Origin of the sequence: Pseudomonas sp. NPDC088414, from assembly GCF_044753325.1 — a bacterium.
Classification (GTDB): Bacteria; Pseudomonadota; Gammaproteobacteria; order Pseudomonadales; family Pseudomonadaceae; genus Aquipseudomonas.
Map to the genome: position 1 here is coordinate 2,635 of NZ_JBIVMY010000040.1, position 19,656 is coordinate 22,290.

At 59.9% G+C, this 19,656-nt stretch carries 18 protein-coding genes and 1 pseudogene; 6 read left to right on the forward strand and 13 right to left on the reverse strand.

All coding sequences use genetic code 11. The annotated features are described in order from the left end of the window. Nucleotides 1-67: pseudogene (rpsU, locus tag ACIP8I_RS24165) on the reverse strand (30S ribosomal protein S21); the annotation flags it as partial. Nucleotides 68-266: 199 nt separating this feature from the next. Here rpsU and tsaD point away from each other — a divergent pair. Further along, complete coding sequence (gene tsaD / locus ACIP8I_RS24170; RefSeq protein WP_400764422.1) at nucleotides 267-1,292, forward strand: tRNA (adenosine(37)-N6)-threonylcarbamoyltransferase complex transferase subunit TsaD; 1,026 nt, start codon at nucleotides 267-269, stop codon at nucleotides 1,290-1,292. A gap of 23 nt (nucleotides 1,293-1,315) precedes the next feature. On the opposite strand, the gene plsY is transcribed toward tsaD, so the two are convergent. After that, on the reverse strand, nucleotides 1,316-1,885 hold the full coding sequence (gene plsY / locus ACIP8I_RS24175; protein WP_367085953.1) for a glycerol-3-phosphate 1-O-acyltransferase PlsY: 570 nt from the start codon (nucleotides 1,883-1,885) through the stop codon (nucleotides 1,316-1,318). A 74-nt stretch (nucleotides 1,886-1,959) separates the two neighbouring features. Between plsY and folB the strand changes: the two genes are divergently transcribed. Next, complete coding sequence (gene folB, locus ACIP8I_RS24180; protein ID WP_003228857.1) at nucleotides 1,960-2,316, forward strand: dihydroneopterin aldolase; 357 nt, start codon at nucleotides 1,960-1,962, stop codon at nucleotides 2,314-2,316. Next, nucleotides 2,307-2,822 (forward strand): 2-amino-4-hydroxy-6-hydroxymethyldihydropteridine diphosphokinase, encoded by a 516-nt coding sequence (folK, locus tag ACIP8I_RS24185; RefSeq protein WP_367085949.1) that lies wholly within the window; start codon nucleotides 2,307-2,309, stop codon nucleotides 2,820-2,822. Before folB ends, folK begins: the two co-directional genes overlap by 10 nt. 91 nt (nucleotides 2,823-2,913) lie before the next feature. On the opposite strand, the gene ACIP8I_RS24190 is transcribed toward folK, so the two are convergent. The 11 genes from ACIP8I_RS24190 to ACIP8I_RS24240 form a co-directional block, all read right to left on the reverse strand. Continuing rightward, nucleotides 2,914-4,137 carry a multifunctional CCA addition/repair protein gene (locus ACIP8I_RS24190; RefSeq protein WP_400764423.1) on the reverse strand — a complete coding sequence of 408 codons (1,224 nt, stop codon included), beginning with the start codon at nucleotides 4,135-4,137 and terminating at the stop codon, nucleotides 2,914-2,916. A 63-nt stretch (nucleotides 4,138-4,200) separates the two neighbouring features. Then, the gene (locus ACIP8I_RS24195; protein ID WP_007966482.1) at nucleotides 4,201-5,763 is read right to left on the reverse strand and encodes a SpoVR family protein; all 1,563 of its coding nucleotides are present in this window, start codon (nucleotides 5,761-5,763) and stop codon (nucleotides 4,201-4,203) included. Continuing rightward, nucleotides 5,760-7,031 (reverse strand): YeaH/YhbH family protein, encoded by a 1,272-nt coding sequence (locus ACIP8I_RS24200; RefSeq protein WP_003228849.1) that lies wholly within the window; start codon nucleotides 7,029-7,031, stop codon nucleotides 5,760-5,762. Before ACIP8I_RS24200 ends, ACIP8I_RS24195 begins: the two co-directional genes overlap by 4 nt. A 106-nt stretch (nucleotides 7,032-7,137) precedes the next feature. After that, complete coding sequence (locus ACIP8I_RS24205) at nucleotides 7,138-9,060, reverse strand: PrkA family serine protein kinase (RefSeq protein WP_003228848.1); 1,923 nt, start codon at nucleotides 9,058-9,060, stop codon at nucleotides 7,138-7,140. A 294-nt stretch (nucleotides 9,061-9,354) separates the two neighbouring features. Then, nucleotides 9,355-9,684 (reverse strand): thiosulfate sulfurtransferase GlpE, encoded by a 330-nt coding sequence (gene glpE / locus ACIP8I_RS24210; protein WP_123589042.1) that lies wholly within the window; start codon nucleotides 9,682-9,684, stop codon nucleotides 9,355-9,357. A 33-nt stretch (nucleotides 9,685-9,717) separates the two neighbouring features. Continuing rightward, entirely contained in the window at nucleotides 9,718-10,599 is an 882-nt protein-coding gene (locus tag ACIP8I_RS24215; RefSeq protein ID WP_367085943.1) for a symmetrical bis(5'-nucleosyl)-tetraphosphatase, read from the reverse strand. Further along, the gene (gene apaG / locus ACIP8I_RS24220) at nucleotides 10,599-10,979 is read right to left on the reverse strand and encodes a Co2+/Mg2+ efflux protein ApaG (protein ID WP_007966474.1); all 381 of its coding nucleotides are present in this window, start codon (nucleotides 10,977-10,979) and stop codon (nucleotides 10,599-10,601) included. The genes ACIP8I_RS24215 and apaG overlap by 1 nt, the downstream gene beginning before the upstream one ends. A gap of 114 nt (nucleotides 10,980-11,093) precedes the next feature. Further along, on the reverse strand, nucleotides 11,094-11,912 hold the full coding sequence (gene rsmA / locus ACIP8I_RS24225; protein WP_400764425.1) for a 16S rRNA (adenine(1518)-N(6)/adenine(1519)-N(6))-dimethyltransferase RsmA: 819 nt from the start codon (nucleotides 11,910-11,912) through the stop codon (nucleotides 11,094-11,096). Continuing rightward, nucleotides 11,909-12,898 (reverse strand): 4-hydroxythreonine-4-phosphate dehydrogenase PdxA, encoded by a 990-nt coding sequence (gene pdxA, locus ACIP8I_RS24230; RefSeq protein ID WP_367085942.1) that lies wholly within the window; start codon nucleotides 12,896-12,898, stop codon nucleotides 11,909-11,911. The genes rsmA and pdxA overlap by 4 nt, the downstream gene beginning before the upstream one ends. After that, nucleotides 12,895-14,211, reverse strand: a complete 1,317-nt coding sequence (gene surA / locus ACIP8I_RS24235; RefSeq protein ID WP_007966469.1) for a peptidylprolyl isomerase SurA — start codon at nucleotides 14,209-14,211, stop codon at nucleotides 12,895-12,897. Before surA ends, pdxA begins: the two co-directional genes overlap by 4 nt. After that, a complete protein-coding gene (locus tag ACIP8I_RS24240) occupies nucleotides 14,192-16,987 on the reverse strand; it encodes an LPS-assembly protein LptD (protein ID WP_400764426.1) in 2,796 nt (931 codons plus the stop codon). Before ACIP8I_RS24240 ends, surA begins: the two co-directional genes overlap by 20 nt. Before the next feature lie 130 nt (nucleotides 16,988-17,117). Here ACIP8I_RS24240 and ACIP8I_RS24245 point away from each other — a divergent pair, with 130 nt between their 5' ends. The 3 genes from ACIP8I_RS24245 to ACIP8I_RS24255 are packed head-to-tail and all read left to right on the forward strand — an operon-like array spanning nucleotide 17,118 to nucleotide 19,574. After that, entirely contained in the window at nucleotides 17,118-18,137 is a 1,020-nt protein-coding gene (locus ACIP8I_RS24245; protein ID WP_400764427.1) for an aminoglycoside phosphotransferase family protein, read from the forward strand. Next, on the forward strand, nucleotides 18,134-18,805 hold the full coding sequence (murU, locus tag ACIP8I_RS24250; protein ID WP_400764429.1) for an N-acetylmuramate alpha-1-phosphate uridylyltransferase MurU: 672 nt from the start codon (nucleotides 18,134-18,136) through the stop codon (nucleotides 18,803-18,805). Before ACIP8I_RS24245 ends, murU begins: the two co-directional genes overlap by 4 nt. A gap of 1 nt (nucleotide 18,806) precedes the next feature. Then, a complete protein-coding gene (locus tag ACIP8I_RS24255) occupies nucleotides 18,807-19,574 on the forward strand; it encodes a TerB family tellurite resistance protein (protein ID WP_027610724.1) in 768 nt (255 codons plus the stop codon). Nucleotides 19,575-19,656: the final 82 nt, after the last annotated feature.

The following is a 19,656-nucleotide window of genomic DNA, read 5'->3' on the forward strand; positions in this document are numbered from 1 at the left end:
TGGAGCGCTTGAATCGTCGCAGAGATACGTCGAAGGGTTCGTTCTCTTTATCTTTGTCGGCTGGCATCCAGAGCTACCTTCATTCATTACCGGGGTCAACATCCTCGCGGCAAAAGAGCACTTGAAGACGTCGGTTTTTAAGGGTTGCGGATGTTAACCCCTCATCGCTCGGAATGCAAAGCCTCTGATCGAAAACCGCTAGTCGGGGCATCGCATGGCGACTATTATGCGCGCCTTCGAATTCAGCCTAAACAAGGCGCAAACCCATGCTAGTACTGGGATTAGAAACCTCCTGCGACGAAACCGGCGTCGCATTATACGACAGTGAACGCGGCCTGCTGGCCGACGCGCTGTTCAGCCAGATCGACCTGCACCGCGTCTATGGCGGCGTGGTGCCGGAGCTGGCCTCGCGTGACCACGTCAAACGCATGCTGCCCTTGATTCGTCAGGTGTTGGCCGAGGCCGACTGCGTGCCGACCGAGATCGATGCGATCGCCTACACCGCGGGCCCGGGCCTGGTCGGGGCGCTGCTGGTCGGTGCCTCGTGCGCTCAGGCGCTGGCGTTTGCCTGGGGCATTCCGGCACTTGGTGTGCACCACATGGAGGGCCACTTGCTGGCGCCGATGCTGGAGCCAAAACCGCCGGAATTCCCGTTCGTCGCTTTGTTGGTTTCCGGGGGGCATACGCAGCTGGTTCAGGTCGATGATATTGGCCAATACGGCCTGCTCGGCGAGACCCTCGACGATGCCGCCGGTGAAGCGTTCGACAAAACCGCAAAAATGATGGGCCTCAATTATCCGGGTGGGCCGGAAATCGCCAAACTGGCGGAGAAGGGCGTTGCAGGACGTTTTACCTTCCCGCGTCCGATGTGCGATCGCCCGGGCCTGGATTTCAGCTTCAGCGGCTTGAAAACCTTCGCCCTCAACACCTGGCAGCAATGCGTCAGCGCCGGGGACGACAGCGAGCAAGCCCGTTGCGACATCGCGCTGGCGTTCCAGCAGGCCGTGGTGGAGACTCTGACCATCAAGTGCAAGCGTGCCCTGAAACAGGCGGGAATGAAGCGTCTGGTGATCGCTGGCGGCGTCAGCGCCAACAAGGCTTTGCGTGTTTCCCTTGAGAAAATGCTCGGTGACATGCAGGGCGACGTGTTCTACGCCCGTCCCGAGTTCTGCACCGACAATGGCGCGATGATCGCGTTTGCCGGTTGTCAGCGTTTGCAGGCCGGTCAACAGGAAAGTCTGGCGATCAGCGTGCAGGCACGCTGGCCGATGGAGCAGTTGTCGGCGCTGTGATTGGCGGTGTGGCTGAGCGGTATTTAAAAATGCCGTTCGCGCCCGGCAAACAGGTCGCGTAGATTGCCGCGGTGGCGCCAGACGATCAGCAGTGTCAGCGCGCTCATCGGCAGCAGCGCTTCCGGTTCTTGCCACGCGAGTAAGGGCAAGGTCAGGGGCGTGGCGATCAGCGCCGCCAGCGAGCTGGTACGGGTCAGGTAGAACGTCAGCAACCAGGCGCATACCGCCAGCAGCGCGGCGGGTGGATACAGGCCCAGCAGCATGCCGGCGGCCGTAGCGACGCCTTTGCCGCCGCGAAAACGGAAATACAGCGGGAACAGGTGACCGATCACGGCGCACACGCCGATCCAGGCCTGATCCTGCAGCGAAAGGCCAGCGGCCGCTGCGATCAGCACCGGCACCAGGCCTTTGCACAGATCACCCAGCAGGGTCAGGATCGCCAGTTTGCGACCGACCAGGCGCAGCATGTTGGTGGCGCCGGCATTACCCGAGCCACTCATTCGCGGATCCGGATTTCCGGTCAGGCGGCTGAGCAAAATGGCGAAGGACAGAGAGCCGAGCAGGTAGGCGAAGATCGCCAGTAACCAAAACATGCTAACCATTCCGGGCGAGGACGCCCTGATTCTAACGGCGCATTGCGCCCTTGTCGTGCAGTGGAGAAAAGTGCTTGGACAGAGTGTTTATCGAGGGCCTGGAAGTCGACACCGTGATCGGTGCCTACGACTGGGAGCGCGGCATCCGACAGTGCCTGCGTCTTGATCTGAGCTTCGCCTGGGACAATCGTCCGGCTGCGGCTGGTGATGACCTGACCCTGGCGCTCGATTACGCCAGCGTTTCCACGCGCATCCAGGCGTTTGCCGAGCAATCCCAATATCAACTGGTCGAGACCTTTGCCGAGCGCCTGGTCGAAGTGCTGATGGCCGAATTCAAGATCACCTGGGTTCGCCTGAAGCTGACCAAGCCGGGCGCCGTGCCGGCCGCCAAGGGTGGCGTGGGTGTGGAGATCGAGCGCGGATGTCGCTGACTCAGGTGTACCTCGGGCTCGGTAGCAATATCGAGCGCGAAACCCATTTGCGCGCCGGGCTCGACGCCTTGGCGACGTTTCTGGTGGATATCCGCTGTTCGGCGGTGTTCGAGAGCCAGCCGGTGGGGATCAAGAGCGGGCCGTTCTTCAATTTCGTGGTCTCGGCGTTTACCGATCTGCCCTTGGTGGAGCTGGATCGGCGCCTGAAATTCATCGAAGCCGACAATGGTCGCTATGCGCCGGATCGCAAGGGTCTACCGCTGGATATCGACGTTTTGTTATACGGCGATCTGACCGGTAATTTCGACGGTTTGATTCTGCCGCGCGCCGAAATCCTGAAAAACGCCTTTGTGCTGTGGCCGCTGTCGCTGATTGCGCCGGATCGGGTGCATCCTGGCGTGGGAAAAAGCTTCGCGACGTTGTGGGCCGAGGCGCAGATTGATCAGGTGTTGGCGCCGGTGGGGTTTGAATGGCGTGGCGAGCAATTGACCCCGCCGAGTCTTTAAAAGCAAAAGATCGCAGCCTGCGGCAGCTCCTGCACGGGGATGCGTGTTTCCATGTAGGAGCTGCCGCAGGCTGCGATCTTTTGATCTTGCTTCAAGCGTTCTCTTTGTACGCCTTCAAAGCCTTCAGTCGTTCTCGCTTCAGCGCTTCACCCAGTTCCGGGCCTTTGAATCCCTTCTCCAGCAGCGGCTGCACCGCCACCCCGCGTGCCACACTGGCCGCCCCACGCAAATAATCCGCCTGTGGATAACTGCGCTGTTCCAGCCCCTTGCGCCCGCGCGCATCCATCTCGCACGCGACGATGAATTCCTCGAAACGCTGCGGTCGGCGATACACGTCAAAACTCTGCAGCAGCTCCAGCAAGGTCGATGCCTTCAGCTCCAGGGCGCGATGGCCGTGGGTGTGGTACTTGCCGACAAGCAAGGCCAACTCCTGACAATCCTTCGGTGCCTTGAAACGTTCGTTGACTGCCTTGATCAGCTTCAACCCGGTGTGCTCATGGGCGATGTGCCGCGGCCACTCCTCTTCCGGGGTCAGGCCTTTGCCCAGGTCGTGCAGCAGGCAGGCCCAGCGCACTGTCAGCGGTTGTTTGTGCCGTGCCGATTGCTCCAGCACGCTGAGGGTGTGCAGCCCGGTATCGATTTCCGGGTGATGCGCCTCCGGCTGCGGCACGCCAAAAAGCGCATCCACTTCCGGCATCAGTACGTTCAGCGCGCCACAGTCGCGAAGTACCTGAATGAACACCTGCGGCTGATCTTCCATCAGCGCGCGGGAGATTTCTTTCCAGCTGCGTTCGGCAGTCAATGCCTGCAGTTCGCCGGATTCGCTGAGTTGCCGCATCAGTGCCAGCGTTTCAGGTGCGACAGTGAACCCCAGTCCGGCATAGCGCGCTGCAAATCGGGCAACTCGCAGTACACGGAGCGGATCTTCTGCAAACGCCGGGGATACGTGGCGCAGAATACGTTCTTCAAGGTCGCGTTGGCCGTGATAGGGATCGGTCAGATTGTGCTGATCATCCTCGGCCATCGCGTTGATCGTCAGATCGCGGCGAATAAGGTCTTCTTCAAGGGTGACGTCGGGGCTGGCGTGAAAAGTGAAGCCGCCATAGCCGCGACCGCTTTTGCGCTCGGTGCGGGCGAGGGCGTATTCCTCGCCGGTCCTGGGATGAAGGAACACCGGAAAATCCGCGCCGACCGGGCGATAGCCCTGGGCGAGCATCTCTTCGGTGGTGGCCCCGACCACCACCCAATCGACATCGGTAACCGGTAGCCCGAGCAAGCGATCACGTACCGCGCCGCCGACCTTGTAAATCTGCATAAAAAACCTCCGTTGGCCCGACAGGATAACCCTTGTGCCGGACTTTCGGAGGTCAGAACCGGATCAAAGATGAATGACGGCCAGATCAAGCCTGCCGTAATCCCCTTCACTGTGTTCACTGCGTGGCGGTACGTGGTGGGTTTTCATGATCTGGTCACCCTGCAGGGTCTCCAGATGAATGTCGAAGCCCCACAAGCGGTGCAGATGTTTCAGTACCTCGTCAGTGGAGTCGCCCAAAGGTTTGCGGTCATGTTGCTGGTGGCGCAGGGTCAGCGAGCGGTCGCCGCGTCGGTCGATGCTGTAGATCTGCACGTTCGGCTCGCGGTTGCCAAGGTTGTACTGCGCGGCCAGGGTTTCACGGATGATCCGGTAGCCGGTTTCGTCATGGATCGCCGGGACCAGCAAATCGTCCTTCTGATCATCATCGAGAATGCTGAACAACTTCAGATCACGGATCACTTTGGGTGACAGGTACTGCAGGATGAAGCTCTCGTCCTTGAAGCTGCTCATCGCGAACTTGATCGTCGACAGCCAGTCCGAGCCAGCGATGTCCGGAAACCAGCGGCGATCCTCCTCGGTAGGTTCTTCACACATGCGGCGGATGTCGCGATACATCGCAAAACCCAGTGCGTAAGGGTTGATCCCGCTGTAATAAGGGCTGTCGAAACCCGGCTGGAACACCACACTGGTGTGCGAGGTGAGGAATTCCATCATGAATCCGTCGGTCACCAGTCCTTCGTCGTACAGATCGTTCATCAGCGTGTAATGCCAGAACGTGGCCCAGCCTTCGTTCATCACCTGGGTCTGGCGCTGTGGATAAAAATACTGGGCGATCTTGCGCACGATCCGCACGATCTCCCGTTGCCACGGCTCCAGCAACGGCGCGTGCTTCTCGATGAAATACAGGATATTTTCCTGCGGCTCGGCCGGGAACCGGGCGTTGTCCTTGTCGCTGTACTTGTCCGCGCCTTTGGGAATGGTGCGCCACAGATCGTTGATCTGCTTTTGCATGTGTTCTTCACGATCCTTCTGCCGACGGCGTTCTTCCTCGGCGGAAATCGGGTACGGACGCTTGTAGCGGTCGACACCGTAGTTCATCAGCGCATGGCAGGAGTCGAGCAGGTCCTCCACCGCATCGATGCCGTGGCGCTCCTCGCATTGCATGATGTACTGCTTGGCGAACACCAGGTAATCGATGATCGAACTGGCATCGGTCCAGGTGCGGAACAGGTAGTTGCCCTTGAAGAAGCTGTTGTGGCCATAGCACGCGTGAGCCACCACCAGCGCCTGCATGCAGATGGTGTTTTCTTCCATCAGGTAGGCGATGCACGGGTCGGAGTTGATCACGATCTCGTAGGCCAGCCCCATCTGCCCGCGGCTGTAGGATTTTTCGGTACTGAGAAAGTGTTTGCCGTAGGACCAGTGGTGATAGCCCAGTGGCATGCCGACCGAGGCGTAGGCATCCATCATCTGCTCGGCGGTGATCACTTCGATCTGGTTGGGATAGGTGTCCAGGGCATAGCCGGCCGCGATGCGGGCGATCTCGCGGTCGTAGGCCTGGATCAGCTCGAACGTCCATTCGGAGCCGGTGGAAATGGGTTGGCGTTTCTGCTCTTTGGCGGTCATGTCACTAACCTGCGCTGGAAGAGTTCACGGAAGACCGGATAGATATCTCCGGCCGAAACCAGCTGCTGCTGGGCAAACGTATCGGAAAAGGCTTCGGCGATGCGTTCGTATTCGTACCAGAGGGCCTGGTGTTCGCGCGGTGTGATCTCCACATAAGTGTAGTACTGCACAAACGGCATGATCTGATTGATCAGGATGTCGCGGCAGATCGGCGAGTCATCGTTCCAGTTGTCACCGTCGGAAGCCTGCGCGGCGTAGATGTTCCACTCGTTGCTCGGGTAGCGCTCCGCCATGATCTCCTGCATCAGCTTCAGGGCACTGGAGACGATGGTGCCGCCGGTTTCCCGTGAATAGAAAAACTCTTCCTCGTCCACTTCCCGGGCGCTGGTGTGATGGCGGATGAACACGACGTCGATCTTGTCGTAGTTCCGCTTCAAGAACAGATACAACAGGATGAAAAAGCGCTTGGCGATGTCTTTGGTCGCCTGGGTCATGGAGCCAGAAACGTCCATCAGGCAGAACATCACCGCTTTCGAGCTGGGGTTGGGTTGCTTGATCAACAGGTTGTATTTGAGGTCGAACGTATCGAGGAACGGCACGCGGTGGATGCGCGCGCTGAGTTTCTCGATTTCTGCTTCCAGTTCCTGAATATCGCCGAAGTTGTCCGGCTCTTCGCGCTTTAATCGCGCCAGTTCCTCTTTGGCCTCGCGCAGTTTGGCACGGCTGCTGCCGGACAGCGCAATGCGCCGGGCGTGGGCCGAGCGCAGGGTGCGGATGATATTGATCCGTGACGGGTTGCCCTCGTTGCTGATCCCCGCGCGCACGGTCTTGAAGGTGTCGGTACCGCTCAGGTTGCGTTTCACCAGATTCGGCAGTTCAAGGTCCTCGAACATGAACTCGAGGAATTCCTCCTGGGTGATCTGGAAGACGAATTCGTCCATGCCCTCGCCGGAATTGCCAGCCTTGCCGGGACCGCGTCCACCGCCGCCCCCCGGAGGCCTGGCGATATGTTCGCCGGCAGTGAATTCCTTGTTGCCGGGATGAACCACGGTCTGCTTGCCGCCGCGGCCATGGTGAAGCACCGGTTCGTCGATATCGCGACCGGGAATGCTGATCTGTTCGCCGTGCTCCATGTCGGTAATGGAGCGGCGGCTGACCGCCTCTTCGACAGCCTTCTTGATGTGGTCACGGTAACGCCGCAGGAAGCGCTGGCGGTTCACCGTGCTCTTGTTCTTGCCATTGAGACGTCGGTCGATCACATAGCTCATACGTGGCCCTCCGGGCAGCTTCAAGTTGTGAGCTGCGAGCCGCAAGTAGAAGCACAGCGTTCACATGCCTTTTCTTGCAGCTCGTAGCTAGAAGCTTGTAGCTGTTTTACTGCGATTTCCGGACCCGTAGGTACCATTCGGACAGAAGTCTTACCTGTTTGTCGGTGTAGCCGCGTTCGACCATTCGAGTAACGAAGTCGTTGTGTTTCTGTTGATCCTCTTTGCTGGCCTTGGCGTTGAAGCTGATGACTGGCAGCAGGTCTTCGGTGTTCGAGAACATTTTCTTCTCGATGACCACCCGCAGTTTCTCGTAGCTGAGCCAGGTCGGGTTCTTGCCGTTGTTGTTGGCCCGGGCACGCAACACGAAGTTGACGATTTCGTTGCGGAAATCCTTCGGATTGCTGATGCCGGCCGGTTTCTCGATTTTCTCCAGCTCTTCGTTCAAAGCGACGCGGTTGAGAATCTCGCCGGTTTCCGGATCGCGGTATTCCTGATCCTGAATCCAGAAGTCCGCATACAGCACGTAGCGGTCGAAGATGTTCTGCCCGTACTCGCTGTAAGACTCGAGATAAGCGGTCTGGATCTCCTTGCCGATGAATTCGATATAACGCGGCGCCAGGTACTCCTTGAGGTAGCGCAGGTAGCGCTCGCGGGTCTCGGCCTGGAACTGTTCCTGCTCGATCTGCTGCTCCAGCACATACAGCAGGTGCACCGGGTTGGCGGCGATTTCATGCGGATCGAAGTTGAACACCTTGGACAGGATCTTGAAGGCGAAGCGGGTCGACAGACCGTTCATGCCTTCGTCGACGCCGGCCGAGTCGCGATATTCCTGGATCGACTTGGCCTTTGGATCAGTGTCCTTGAGGTTTTCCCCGTCGTAGACACGCATCTTCGAATAGATGTTGGAGTTTTCCGGCTCTTTGAGGCGCGACAGCACGGTGAACTGCGCCAGCATCTTCAGGGTGTCGGGTGCGCAGTGAGCCTTGGCCAGCGAACTGTTGAACAGCAGCTTGTCGTAGATCTTCACCTCGTCACTGACCCGCAGGCAGTACGGCACTTTGACGATGTAGATCCGGTCGATGAACGCTTCGTTGTTCTTGTTGTTGCGGAAGGTGTGCCATTCCGATTCGTTGGAGTGCGCGAGCAGGATCCCGGTGAACGGAATCGCCCCCAGACCTTCGGTACTGTTGTAGTTGCCTTCCTGGGTGGCGGTCAGCAATGGATGCAGCACCTTGATCGGTGCCTTGAACATTTCGACGAATTCCATCAGACCCTGGTTGGCCCGGCACAGCGCACCGGAGTAGCTGTAGGCGTCGGCGTCGTTCTGTGGGTATTCCTCGAGTTTGCGGATGTCGACCTTGCCCACCAGCGCCGAGATGTCCTGGTTGTTCTCGTCGCCCGGTTCGGTCTTGGCCACGGCGATCTGGTTGAGGATCGACGGGTACAGCTTGACCACACGGAACTGACTGATGTCGCCGCCGAACTCGGCCAGGCGTTTGGTCGCCCACGGCGACATAATGGTGTTCAGGTAGCGCCGTGGGATGCCGAAGTCTTCCTCGAGGATCGCGCCATCTTCGGTGGCGTTGAACAGACCCAGAGGCGATTCGAATACCGGCGAGCCCTTGATCGCGTAGAAGGGCACTTTCTCCATTAACTGTTTCAGCTTCTCGGCCAGGGACGATTTACCGCCACCGACGGGGCCGAGCAGGTAGAGAATCTGTTTCTTTTCTTCCAGGCCTTGGGCGGCATGGCGGAAATACGAGACGATCTGGTCGATGCATTCTTCCATCCCGTGGAAGTCTTCAAAGGCCGGATAGCGACGTATCACCTTGTTGGAGAAGATCCGCGACAGCCGCGAGTTGGTCGACGTGTCGAGCAGCTCGGGTTCGCCAATAGCCATCAATAGACGCTCGGCGGCGGAAACGTAAGCGCTGCGATCCTTTTTGCACAGCTCCAGGTACTCCTGCAGCGAGAGTTCTTCCTGGCGTGTGGACTCGAAGCGTTGTTGGAAGTGGCTAAAGATACTCATGACGTCACCTCGCTCGATACGTGGAGCCGACGCCGGATCACTCAGTCGATGCTGGCAAGCAGCCGCGGTGGCCGCTTGTTTACCCCCCAGAACACTTTCGCGGTCGACAACCTTGAAAGTCACTCCCGATGACCCGTGCGCCGGTGTACCGGCTCTCCCCTGTTTTGGATGGCCTGGGCTTAAGGATAGTTGGGAATTCGAGAGGTAAAGGCGAGATACGTAATTAGTTGTGGCAGACCGTTCGTCTGCCCCGCGCAGGCCCACGGCAGCCGGGGCCTGCACGTGACAAAAAAATTATTCGGCGGTGCCTTGCGCGGTTTCGGACGGATAAGTCGTACGCCACAGCTCGAAGCCGCCGTCCATGCTGTAGACGTCGGAGAAGCCCTGGCTGATCAGGTAGGCGGCCGCGCCTTGGCTGGAATTGCCGTGATAGCACACGACCACGGTCGGAGCATCGAGGTCGGCACCTTGAATGAAAGCGTGCAGCGAGTGGTTGTCCAGATGCTTCGAACCGCTGATATGCAGGGCGGCAAAAGTTGCAGGATCACGGACATCGACGACAACGGCGCCTTGCTCACGCAGGGCCTGGGCCTGTTCCGGGGGGATACGTTTGAATTCGCTCATGGCGGGTTCCTGTAGCTCGGCAGAATGTGCAGTCTAACGCGGTGCGCTGACTGGCGAAGTTTCGGGGATAAGTGGTGCGACTGATGGTGCAAGCCCGCCGTGTTCATCGCATTTGCATGACACGCGCTCGCCGCTGTCGACGTTCATCAGGGTCAGGCTGCCGCCCCAGACACAGCCGGTGTCCAGCGCCGAGATCCCCGGTTCGTGAACATCGCCTTCCAGCGCGGCCCAGTGGCCGAAGATGATCCGCAGACCGCGGGTCTTGCGCTCTTTGTGCTGGAACCATGGCTTGTAGCCAGGCGGTGCGCTGTCGAGGCCTTCCTTGCTCTTGAGATCGAGCTTGCCGTCGGCGGTGCAGAAGCGCATGCGGGTGAAATAGTTGGTGATGACGCGCAGGCGGGTAACGCCTTTGAGATCGTTGTCCCATTTCGCCGGTTCGTTGCCGTACATGCCGTCGAGGAAGGCAGGAAACAGGTTGTCATCGCGCAATGCGGTCTCGACTTCGCCTGCGCACTTCAACGCGCGACGAAGCGACCATTGCGGCGGTATGCCGGCATGGACCATCACGACATCGCGCTGCTCATCGTAGTGCGCAAGCTTTTGCTGACGCAGCCACTCAAGCAGCTCAGGGCCATCGGGTGCTTCAAGGATTTCGCGCAACGTGTCGGATTTTTTCAGGCGCTCGACGTGCCTGCTGACAGCCAGCAAATGCAAGTCGTGGTTGCCCAGCACACAGACCAGTGACTCGCGCATGCCATAAAGGAAACGCAGGGTCTCAAGAGACTGCGGGCCACGGTTGACCAGATCACCGACCAGCCACAGCCGATCGAGCTTCGGGTCGAAAGCCACTTGCTTGAGCAGACATTTGAGCGGTTCGAGGCAACCTTGCAGATCGCCCACGGCGTACGTGGTCATCAGTGCAGGGCTCCGGGCACGGCGAGGCGGAAGGGCTTGATGATCGCGTCGAAATGTTTGCCGTCGGTAGCGACCATTTCGTAGGTGCCCTGCATGGTGCCGACCTTGGTGGTCATCACCGTGCCGCTGCTGTAGGTGTGGCTTTTGCCAACGTCGATCAACGGTTGCTGGCCGACCACGCCGGCGCCGCGAACCTCTTCGACATGCCCGTCACCGTCGGTGATCACCCAATGCCGTGACATCAGCCGGGCGGGCTGCTCGCCATTGTTGTGCACGGTGATGGTGTAGGCGAAGGCGAAGCGGTCATGTTCGGGTTGCGATTGGTCTGCCAGATAGCGAGTGACGACACTGACATCGACCTGATAACGAGGATCGGACATGCAAAAGGGCCTTAAGCAAAGCGGAACGCGAGGCGTAGCTGATGGGGAATCAGTCTAGGCAAGTATCGGGCAGTAAACCAGAGTGGCGTCCTGCCCGATAGCGTTCATCGCCGGTCAGTCGGCGGCTGGGGAGGCCGGGACTTGTATGGCGAGCTGGTCAGCCAGGCGTACGAACGCGGCCAGATCCAGTTGCTCCGGACGCAGGCTGCCATCGACACCGGCGGCTTCTATCTCGGCATTGCTGAGCAGTTGCTTGAGGGTGTTGCGCAGGGTCTTGCGGCGTTGGTTGAACGCTTCGCGCACAACACGCTCCAGCAACTTGTGATCCTTGGCCGGGTGCGGAAGCACGGCGTGCGGCACCAGGCGAACGATCGCCGAGTCGACTTTCGGCGGCGGGTTGAACGCGCCCGGGCCAACGTTGAACAGGTGTTCCACGCGGCAATGGTACTGAACCATGATCGACAGACGACCCCAGTCGCCACCACCGGGGCCCGCCGCCAGCCGCTCGACCACTTCCTTTTGCAGCATGAAGTGCATGTCGCGAATGATGGCGGCATTGTTCAGCAGGTGGAAAATCAGCGGCGTGGAGATGTTGTACGGCAGGTTGCCGACCACGCGCAGGCTGTTCGGCGCGGCGTTGAGGGTGTTGAAGTCGAACTTCAACGCATCGCCCTGATGCAGGTTGAAGTTGCTCTTGCCGGCGAACTGCTGGTTGAGGATCGGGATCAGGTCCTTGTCCAGCTCGACCACGTCGAGTTGCGCACCGGAGTTGAGGATGCCGGCGGTCAGCGCGCCCTGACCCGGTCCGATTTCCAGCATGCGGTCGTCAGGCTTGGCGCTGATGGAGCGCAGGATGCGGTCGATGACGCCGGCATCGTGCAGGAAGTTCTGGCCAAAGCGTTTGCGCGCCTTGTGTTGGTATTGCTCGGTCATAAACGGGTCTCGGCCATCTGGTAGGCGGTTTCCAGGGCGACCTGCAGGCTGCCGGTGTCGATCTTGCCGCTGCCGGCCAGATCCAGGGCGGTGCCGTGGTCAACCGAGGTGCGGATGATCGGCAGGCCGAGGGTCACGTTGACCGCAGCGCCGAAGCCTTTGTACTTCAGCACGGGCAGACCCTGGTCGTGGTACATCGCCAGCACTGCGTCGCAGTGCTCCAGATATTTGGGGGTAAACAGAGTGTCGGCAGGCAGCGGGCCACGAAGGTCCATGCCCTCGCCGCGCAGGCGCTCTAATGTCGGTTCGATGATGTCGATTTCTTCATGGCCCAGGTGTCCGCCTTCGCCGGCGTGCGGGTTGAGTCCGCAGACCAGGATGCGTGGCCGGGCGATGCCGAATTTGTCTTGCAGGTCGGCGTGCAGAATCCGCGTGACCCGTTCCAGCCGCTCCGGCGTAATTGCATCGGCAATCTCGCGCAGGGGCAGGTGAGTGGTGACCAGTGCCACGCGCAGGCCGCGAGTAGCCAGCATCATCACCACTTGGGCGGTATGCGTCAGGTCGGCGAGGAATTCTGTGTGTCCGGAGAAAGCGATGCCCGATTCGTTGATCACACCTTTGTGTACAGGCGCGGTGATCATCCCGGCGAAGTCGCCGTTCAGGCAGCCGTTGCCGGCGCGGGTCAGGGTTTCCAGAACGAAGGCAGCGTTAGCCTTGTCCAGTTGCCCGGCAACCACGGGTGCGCTCAGCGGGGTGTCCCAGACGTACAGGCTGCCGGCGGGTGCCGGCATGTCCGGCCATTGGCCGGGTGCCACCTCCAGCAAAGTGATGGCCAGCCCCAGCTGCGCGGCCCGCTCGGTGAGCAGGTCGCGGCTGGTGATGGCAATCAGGGGATGTGGCTGGGCTTGCGAGGCGAGCAGCAGGCACAGGTCGGGACCGATGCCGGCTGGTTCGCCGGGTGTCAGCGCGAAACGCTGGGGTTTCACTGCGCTGCCTGGTCTGCACCAGGGAGTTTGATTTCTACGTAGGCTTCTTCACGAATCTGACGCAGCCAGTTTTGCAGCTCTTCATCGTATTTTTTGTTACGCAGAACGGTCATCGCTTGTTGCTCGCGAGCCTGCTCGGTGCTGTCGGTGGCGCGGCGGCCAAGGACTTCCAGAACGTGCCAGCCGTACTGAGTCTGGAACGGCTTGGACAGTTGACCTTGTGGGGTCTTGGCCATCACTTCGCGGAATTCCGGTACCAGTGCGTTCGGATCGACCCAGTTCAGGTCGCCACCGTTGAGCGCCGAACCCGGGTCTTCGGAGTAGTTCTTCGCCAGTTCAGCGAAGTCTTCACCGGCCAGGATGCGCTCGTACAGCGATTGCACCAGGGCCTTGGTCTTGGCTTCGTCACGGATCGGGCTTGGCTTGACCAGGATGTGGCGCACATGCACCTCATCGCGCATCTGCGCTTCGCCACCGCGCTTGGCCAGCAACTTGAGGATGATGAAACCACCCGGGGTGCGTGCAGGCTGAGTGATGTCACCAACGGCCATGCTGCTCAGCTCGCGGTCGAACGGCGGTGGCAGTTGCGCAGCTTTACGCCAGCCCATGTCGCCGCCTTCCAGGGCGTTGTCGCTGCCGGATTTGGCAACGGCCATCTGACCGAAGTCAGCGCCTTGCTTGAGCTTCTGGTAAACGTCCATCGCCTGACGGTATGCGCTCTGAATCGCATCAGAGTTGGCGCTTTCCGGCGTCGGGATCAGGATGTTGGCCAGGTGCAGTTCTTCGGACAGTTGCATCTTGCCCAGGTCGGAGGCGAGGAAGTTCTTCACTTCCTGCTCGGAGACCTGGATGCGCTCTGCCACACGGCGCTGACGCACACGGCTGATGATCATCTCGCGCTTGATCTGGTCACGGGCGTCGTCATAGGACAAACCGTCGTGTGCCAGGGCGGCGCGGAATTGATCCACAGTCATGTTGTTGCGCTGGGCGATCGTGCCAACCGCCTGGTTCAGTTCTTCATCGGTAATGCGGATGCCGGAACGTTCGCCGATCTGCAGTTGCAGGTTTTCGACGATCAGGCGCTCGAGCACCTGCTGATCCAGCACGCCTGGAGGCGGCATGCCGCCGCCACGCTTGGCGATGGTCTGCTGAACTTCGTGGACGCGCTGGTCCAGTTGGCTCTGCATGACCACGTCGTTATCAACGATCGCGACCACTTTATCAATGGACTGTACTGCGGCGTTGGCCGCAGTACCCAGGAACAGCGCGCCCAGCAGCAGCGGGCGCAGAGAATCAGAAAGCTTGGTCTTCACGTTGACGATAACCTTGGATGCCTTTGTCGAGGAAGCTCTCTACCTTGGCGCCAGTCAGGCCGCCGAGTCCCTTCAGAACAATTTGGAGGAAGACGCCGTGGTCGCCTTTTTCGTTTTGCGGAGCTTCCTGACTGAATTCGTCGTAGGAAACCCAGTAACGGTTGATCAGGCGCAGTTTCCAGCAGCAGTTGTCGTATTCGAAACCACCGAAGGCTTCCAGCGTACGGTTGCGGTTGTAGTCGTACTGCCAGCGGCTGATCGCGCTCCATTGTGGAACGATCGGCCAGATGACCGAGAAGTCATGCTGCTGGATCTTGTAGTAGTCCTTCACGTAGCCAGCCTGGCCCGGAGTGCCGTAGTCGCCACCCGTCTGCCATTTACCCGTGGTCTGGTCGTAACGGATCTGGTCGTTACGATAGCGATAACCGACGTTGACCACCTTGTTCGGGTTGTCTTCAGGCTGGTAGTGGAACATCGCGCTGCCGGAACGTGGGCTGCGGCTGTCCGGGTCCCAATTGTAATCGGCCGTGGTACGCCAGTCGCGGTTCCAGCGGTATTCGTATTCCAGCGCGTATGGCGATACGTCGGACTGGGCATCCTTGCGATCCTTGAACGCGATGCCTGGCAGTTGTACCTCACGGTCCTTGAAGTAGTAAGCCTGACCGACGCTGATGCGCTGACGCTCGAAACCGTCGTCTTCGATCCAGCGGCTGGTCACGCCCAGCGACAGCTTGTTCTCGTCGCCGACACGGTCGGAACCAGAGAAGCGGTTGTCGCGGAACAGCGACGCGTAGTTGAAGGTGTATTCGCTGGTGTCGAATACTGGAATGTCCTTCTGGTCTTTCTCAGGTACATAGAGGTAGAACAGGCGAGGTTCCAGCGTTTGGCGATAATTTTTGCCGAAGAGCGACGTATTGCGGTCGAAGTACAAGCCACTGTCGATGCTCGCGATCGGTACACCGCGGTTCTGCGAACTGCTGAACGATTCGCCGAGAGCGGAGGCGTCGTTACGGTTTGTCACCAGATCATTTTTGCCCTGGCCATCAAGATCGAGATCGTACTGAGTGTATTGATACTTGAGCGATGGCTTCAGGAAACCATAGGTCCAGTTCATTGGCAGACTGACACCTGGCTTCAGGTTCAAGCGTGTGCCATTGGCGCGGGCCAAACCGGAAACGTTTGTGTCGAGTCGATCCGACAGATTGCCGTTTTCATCAGAGAACTGGCCCGTTTTCAGATCTCGATCAAACCGCACAAGCTCGGTCTCGTAATCGAAGTTCAAACCTTCCGGGTGATACGGCAGCTGACCGTTGAAGGTGATCTGTGGCAGACGACCGTAAGGCGTGATGTTCGAAACGGTCGCGAGCTGGTACTGCTGAGCGTTCAACATGGCGGTATACGAGTCGCCACGATAGGTCACCGAACCCTGCTGGTTCACGAAGTCAGCGCTCTTCACACCGATCTGATCGGTGGTCAGGTCCTGGAAGTAGTACGGGTCGCTGATCTTGGTGTAGTCAACCTGAGTCATCACACGGGAGTCGAGACCGCCCTTGTGCTGCCAGTTGTACATGTAGCGATTTTTTTCGTAATCGGTCTGTTTGCTGCGATCGGTATCTTCGTCGTTCAGATACGCCGCACCGAACTGGCCTTCGCTGGACTTGGTCAGGTAACGGAACTCGCCTTCGACCAGCATGCCGCGCTTGCTCATGTAACGCGGGTACAACGTGGCGTCGTAGTTCGGCGCCAGGTTGAAGTAGTACGGGGTGACCAGCATGAAGCCGGTATCGCTGCCGGTGCCGATGGTCGGCGGCAGGAAACCCGATTGGCGACGGTCGTCGATCGGGAAGTAGATGTACGGCGTGTACAGGACCGGAATGTCCTTGACCCGCAGTGTCACGTTGGTCGCGGTACCGAAGCCGGTGGCAGGGTTCAGGGTGATGTTGTTGCCCTTGAGCTGCCAGGCGTTGCTGTTCGGTTCGCACGTGGTGTATGTGCCGTCCTTCAAGCGAATGATCGCGTTCTCGGCACGCTTGGCGTACAGCGCGTTACCGCGGATGCGCGATTTGTGCATCACGTATTCGGCGTTGTCGACCTTGGCTTCACCGGTGTCGAGCTGCACATCGGCGTGGTCGCCGACGATCAGTGCACCGTTGTCGCGAATGCGCACGTCGCCATTGAGTTCGGCGCGGCTCTCGGCCTGGTACAGGCTGGCCTCGTCGGACTCGACCTGCATGCTGCCCTGACGCAGGACCACGTCGCCGGCCAGCGTACCCACCTGATCTTCGGTGTTGTAGCGCGAGGCCTTGGCGCCGATAAAGGTCGGTGCGTCACTTTTATTCGTCTTGTCATTCATGCCAGGACGAATCGGTTCGATATAGGAACCAGAGCAGTAAGGACCGGTCTCGGCCAATTGGGCGGCGGTGAGCTTCTCGCGCGGAACCCAGTCGAGGTGACTGTAGTCTTCGCTACGGGATTTCAGACCGCGGCCTTTGGCTTCGGTGACCAGCACAGGCTTGGCGCCGGTGTCGGATGTGGAACCGTTCTGGGCCGGGGCTTCGCCGGCGGCGCTGACGGCACTGCCGTCATGCACCGGACGCGGCGGCAATGCAGCTGCCGGCGTCTTGGGCGCACACGCCCAGCCACCCGTTGCCGAGACGGCGCAGTCATACTGCTCGGCGGCGACAACGAATTGACTGGCCAGAGGTTGCATAGCCAGCAGACTGCCGGTTACCAACAACGGAAATTTTTTACGAAACGCGGGGGATTTCAATGCCATCTTATTAGTCCGGGCTTCCTGCGTGCCATCTGCCCGCGGTGTGGGCCGCACGCCTCTCGATGGTCTGAAAAAGATGCTGGATAATAAAGCATGACCCGCTTGACGGCTAGCGCCGTCGGAGACCCTTGCAATGCCTGACCAAGATGTACGCTTGCAACACCTGAAAGTTTGGCTCGATGAGCAGTTGGCAATCCTGTTTGCAGATCAGGGCTGGGGCGCCGTGCCCCCGGCCACGTTGACCGCGGCCAGCAGCGACGCGAGTTTCCGCCGGTACTTCCGCTGGGAAGGAGAAGGGCGCAGCTTCGTTGTGATGGACGCTCCACCGCCCCAGGAAAACTGCAAACCGTTCGTGGATATCGCCTTTTTGCTGGCGAAATCCGGAATAAACGTGCCGAAAATTTATGCAGAAGACCTCGAACGCGGATTTCTTTTGCTCAATGACCTGGGCAACAAGACCTATCTCGACGTAATCGACAGCGAAAATGCTGACGTTTTGTTCAGCGATGCCCTGCAGGCGCTGTTGGCTTTTCAGCAATTGCCGATGGTCGCACCGCTGCCGAGTTACGACGTGGCGCTGCTGCGCCGTGAACTGGAACTGTTCCCCGAATGGTACGTGAAGCGCGAACTCGGCATCGAATTCGACGCGGCACAGCAGCAACAATGGCAAGCTGTCAGCGATCTGCTGATCGACAGTGCCCTGGCCCAGCCGAAAGTGCTGGTGCACCGCGACTACATGCCGCGCAACCTGATGCTCAGCGAGCCGAATCCCGGCGTGCTCGACTTTCAGGATGCGGTCTATGGCCCGGTCACCTACGACGTCACCTGTCTGTTCAAGGACGCGTTCCTAAGCTGGCCTGAAGAACGCGTGCGTGGCTGGCTGGAAAGTTACTGGCAGCAAGCCTCGGCGCTGGACATCCCGGTGCAGGCCGACTTCGAAGACTTCCTGCGCGCCAGCGACTTGATGGGCGTACAACGCCACCTGAAAGTCATCGGCATTTTTGCCCGGATCTGCCATCGCGATGGCAAACCGCGCTACCTGGCCGACGTGCCGCGTTTCTTCGCCTATATAGAGGCGGTGATTGTGCGTCGTCCTGAGTTGGCGGATCTGCAGGCATTGCTCGCCAGTCTGCGTGGCGGAGTGAGCGCATGAAGGCGATGATTCTGGCGGCAGGCAAGGGCGAGCGCATGCGCCCGCTGACCCTGACTACCCCCAAGCCGCTGGTGCGTGCCGGCGGCGTACCGTTGATCGAATACCACCTGCGCGCGTTGGCCGCAGCCGGTTTCAGTGAAATCGTGATCAACCATGCCTGGCTCGGTCAGCAGATCGAGGATTACCTGGGCGACGGTTCGCAGTTCGGCGTGAGTATCCAGTACTCGCCGGAAGGTGAGCCGCTGGAAACCGGCGGCGGGATTTTCCGCGCCTTGCCGTTACTCGGTGACGATGCGTTTCTGGTGGTCAACGGCGATATCTGGACCGATTACGACTTCAGCGTGCTGCATCAGCCGATCAACGGTCTGGCGCATCTCGTCCTGGCGGACAACCCGGCCCATCATCCGACGGGCGATTTCACCTTGACTGAAGGCCGGGTGCACGATGGCCAGCCGGACGCGCCAACCCTGACCTACAGCGGCATCGCCGTCCTGCATCCGCAGTTGTTCGATGGCTGCGCGGACGGCGCGTTCAAGCTCGCACCGTTGCTGCGCAAAGCCATGGCAGACGGACAGGTCAGCGGTGAGCGTCTGAAAGGGCACTGGGTGGATGTCGGTACGCATGAGCGTCTGGCCGAAGCTGAAGCATTGATAGAAGCGAGTCGTTGATATGTTGTGGCCAGGGACTCTGATTGGAGCCGGAGCGGGTTTTGCGATCGCCAGCATTCCGGGGGCCATGCTTGGGGCACTGTTGGGACAGGCGCTGGATCGGCGCCTGCACCTGCAAAGCTGGGGGCACTTGCGGGAAAAACTCGGCGGACGGCCGATGTTGCGCAACGACGAATTGCTGTTCGTGTTGCTCGGGCGTCTGGCCAAGAGTGACGGGCGAGTGACGGACGGCCATATCCAGCAGGCGCGCCATGAAATGAACGCGCTGGAAATGAGCGAGCCGGCACGGCGGCGGGCGATTGCTGCGTTCAATCGCGGCAAGTCCGGCGGCGACCGCCTGCGCGGTTATCTGCGCCGCCTGAGTGCTCAGCCGCATGCCGCCGAGGGCGTGTTGCGCGCCTGCTGGCGGATGGTCTGGGCCGACGGTCGCGCGGGCGTGAGTGAGCGTGAATTGTTGGCGCAGTGGGGCAAGTGGCTGGGTTGGACAACCCACCAGATTCAGGCGCTGGCCAATGATTACGAGCCCAATAAACGGCCGATTGTCAGTGCCGCGGTGAGTTATCAGGAAGCGATGCGCCTGCTCGGGGTGTCGGCGACCAGCGAGCCGGCGCAGATCAAGCGTGCCTATCGACGACTGCTCAGCCGTCATCACCCGGACAAGATCGCCGGCAGCGGCGCGACGCCGGAGCAGGTGCGTGACGCGACCGAGAAAACCCGCGAGCTGCACAACGCGTTTACTCTGATTCGGGCGCGGCGGGATTTTCGCTAGCGATTAAAAGATCAAAAGATCGCAGCCTTCGACAGCTCCTACAGGAAACGCATTCCAAGGTAGGAGCTGCCGCAGGCTCGGG

What these genes read in the sequence shown, in the direction of transcription:
- ACIP8I_RS24215 (WP_367085943.1), bottom strand. Translation starts at nt 10,599, where the DNA reads ATGACCACGTACGCCGTGGGCGATCTGCAAGGTTGCCTCGAACCGCTC.
- folK (WP_367085949.1), top strand. Translation starts at nt 2,307, where the DNA reads ATGTCGCTGACTCAGGTGTACCTCGGGCTCGGTAGCAATATCGAGCGC.
- ACIP8I_RS24240 (WP_400764426.1), bottom strand. Translation starts at nt 16,987, where the DNA reads ATGGCATTGAAATCCCCCGCGTTTCGTAAAAAATTTCCGTTGTTGGTA.
- plsY (WP_367085953.1), bottom strand. Translation starts at nt 1,885, where the DNA reads ATGTTTTGGTTACTGGCGATCTTCGCCTACCTGCTCGGCTCTCTGTCC.
- ACIP8I_RS24245 (WP_400764427.1), top strand. Translation starts at nt 17,118, where the DNA reads ATGCCTGACCAAGATGTACGCTTGCAACACCTGAAAGTTTGGCTCGAT.
- apaG (WP_007966474.1), bottom strand. Translation starts at nt 10,979, where the DNA reads ATGTCCGATCCTCGTTATCAGGTCGATGTCAGTGTCGTCACTCGCTAT.
- tsaD (WP_400764422.1), top strand. Translation starts at nt 267, where the DNA reads ATGCTAGTACTGGGATTAGAAACCTCCTGCGACGAAACCGGCGTCGCA.
- murU (WP_400764429.1), top strand. Translation starts at nt 18,134, where the DNA reads ATGAAGGCGATGATTCTGGCGGCAGGCAAGGGCGAGCGCATGCGCCCG.
- rsmA (WP_400764425.1), bottom strand. Translation starts at nt 11,912, where the DNA reads ATGACCGAGCAATACCAACACAAGGCGCGCAAACGCTTTGGCCAGAAC.
- ACIP8I_RS24205 (WP_003228848.1), bottom strand. Translation starts at nt 9,060, where the DNA reads ATGAGTATCTTTAGCCACTTCCAACAACGCTTCGAGTCCACACGCCAG.
- ACIP8I_RS24200 (WP_003228849.1), bottom strand. Translation starts at nt 7,031, where the DNA reads ATGAGCTATGTGATCGACCGACGTCTCAATGGCAAGAACAAGAGCACG.
- ACIP8I_RS24255 (WP_027610724.1), top strand. Translation starts at nt 18,807, where the DNA reads ATGTTGTGGCCAGGGACTCTGATTGGAGCCGGAGCGGGTTTTGCGATC.
- ACIP8I_RS24190 (WP_400764423.1), bottom strand. Translation starts at nt 4,137, where the DNA reads ATGCAGATTTACAAGGTCGGCGGCGCGGTACGTGATCGCTTGCTCGGG.
- ACIP8I_RS24195 (WP_007966482.1), bottom strand. Translation starts at nt 5,763, where the DNA reads ATGACCGCCAAAGAGCAGAAACGCCAACCCATTTCCACCGGCTCCGAA.
- glpE (WP_123589042.1), bottom strand. Translation starts at nt 9,684, where the DNA reads ATGAGCGAATTCAAACGTATCCCCCCGGAACAGGCCCAGGCCCTGCGT.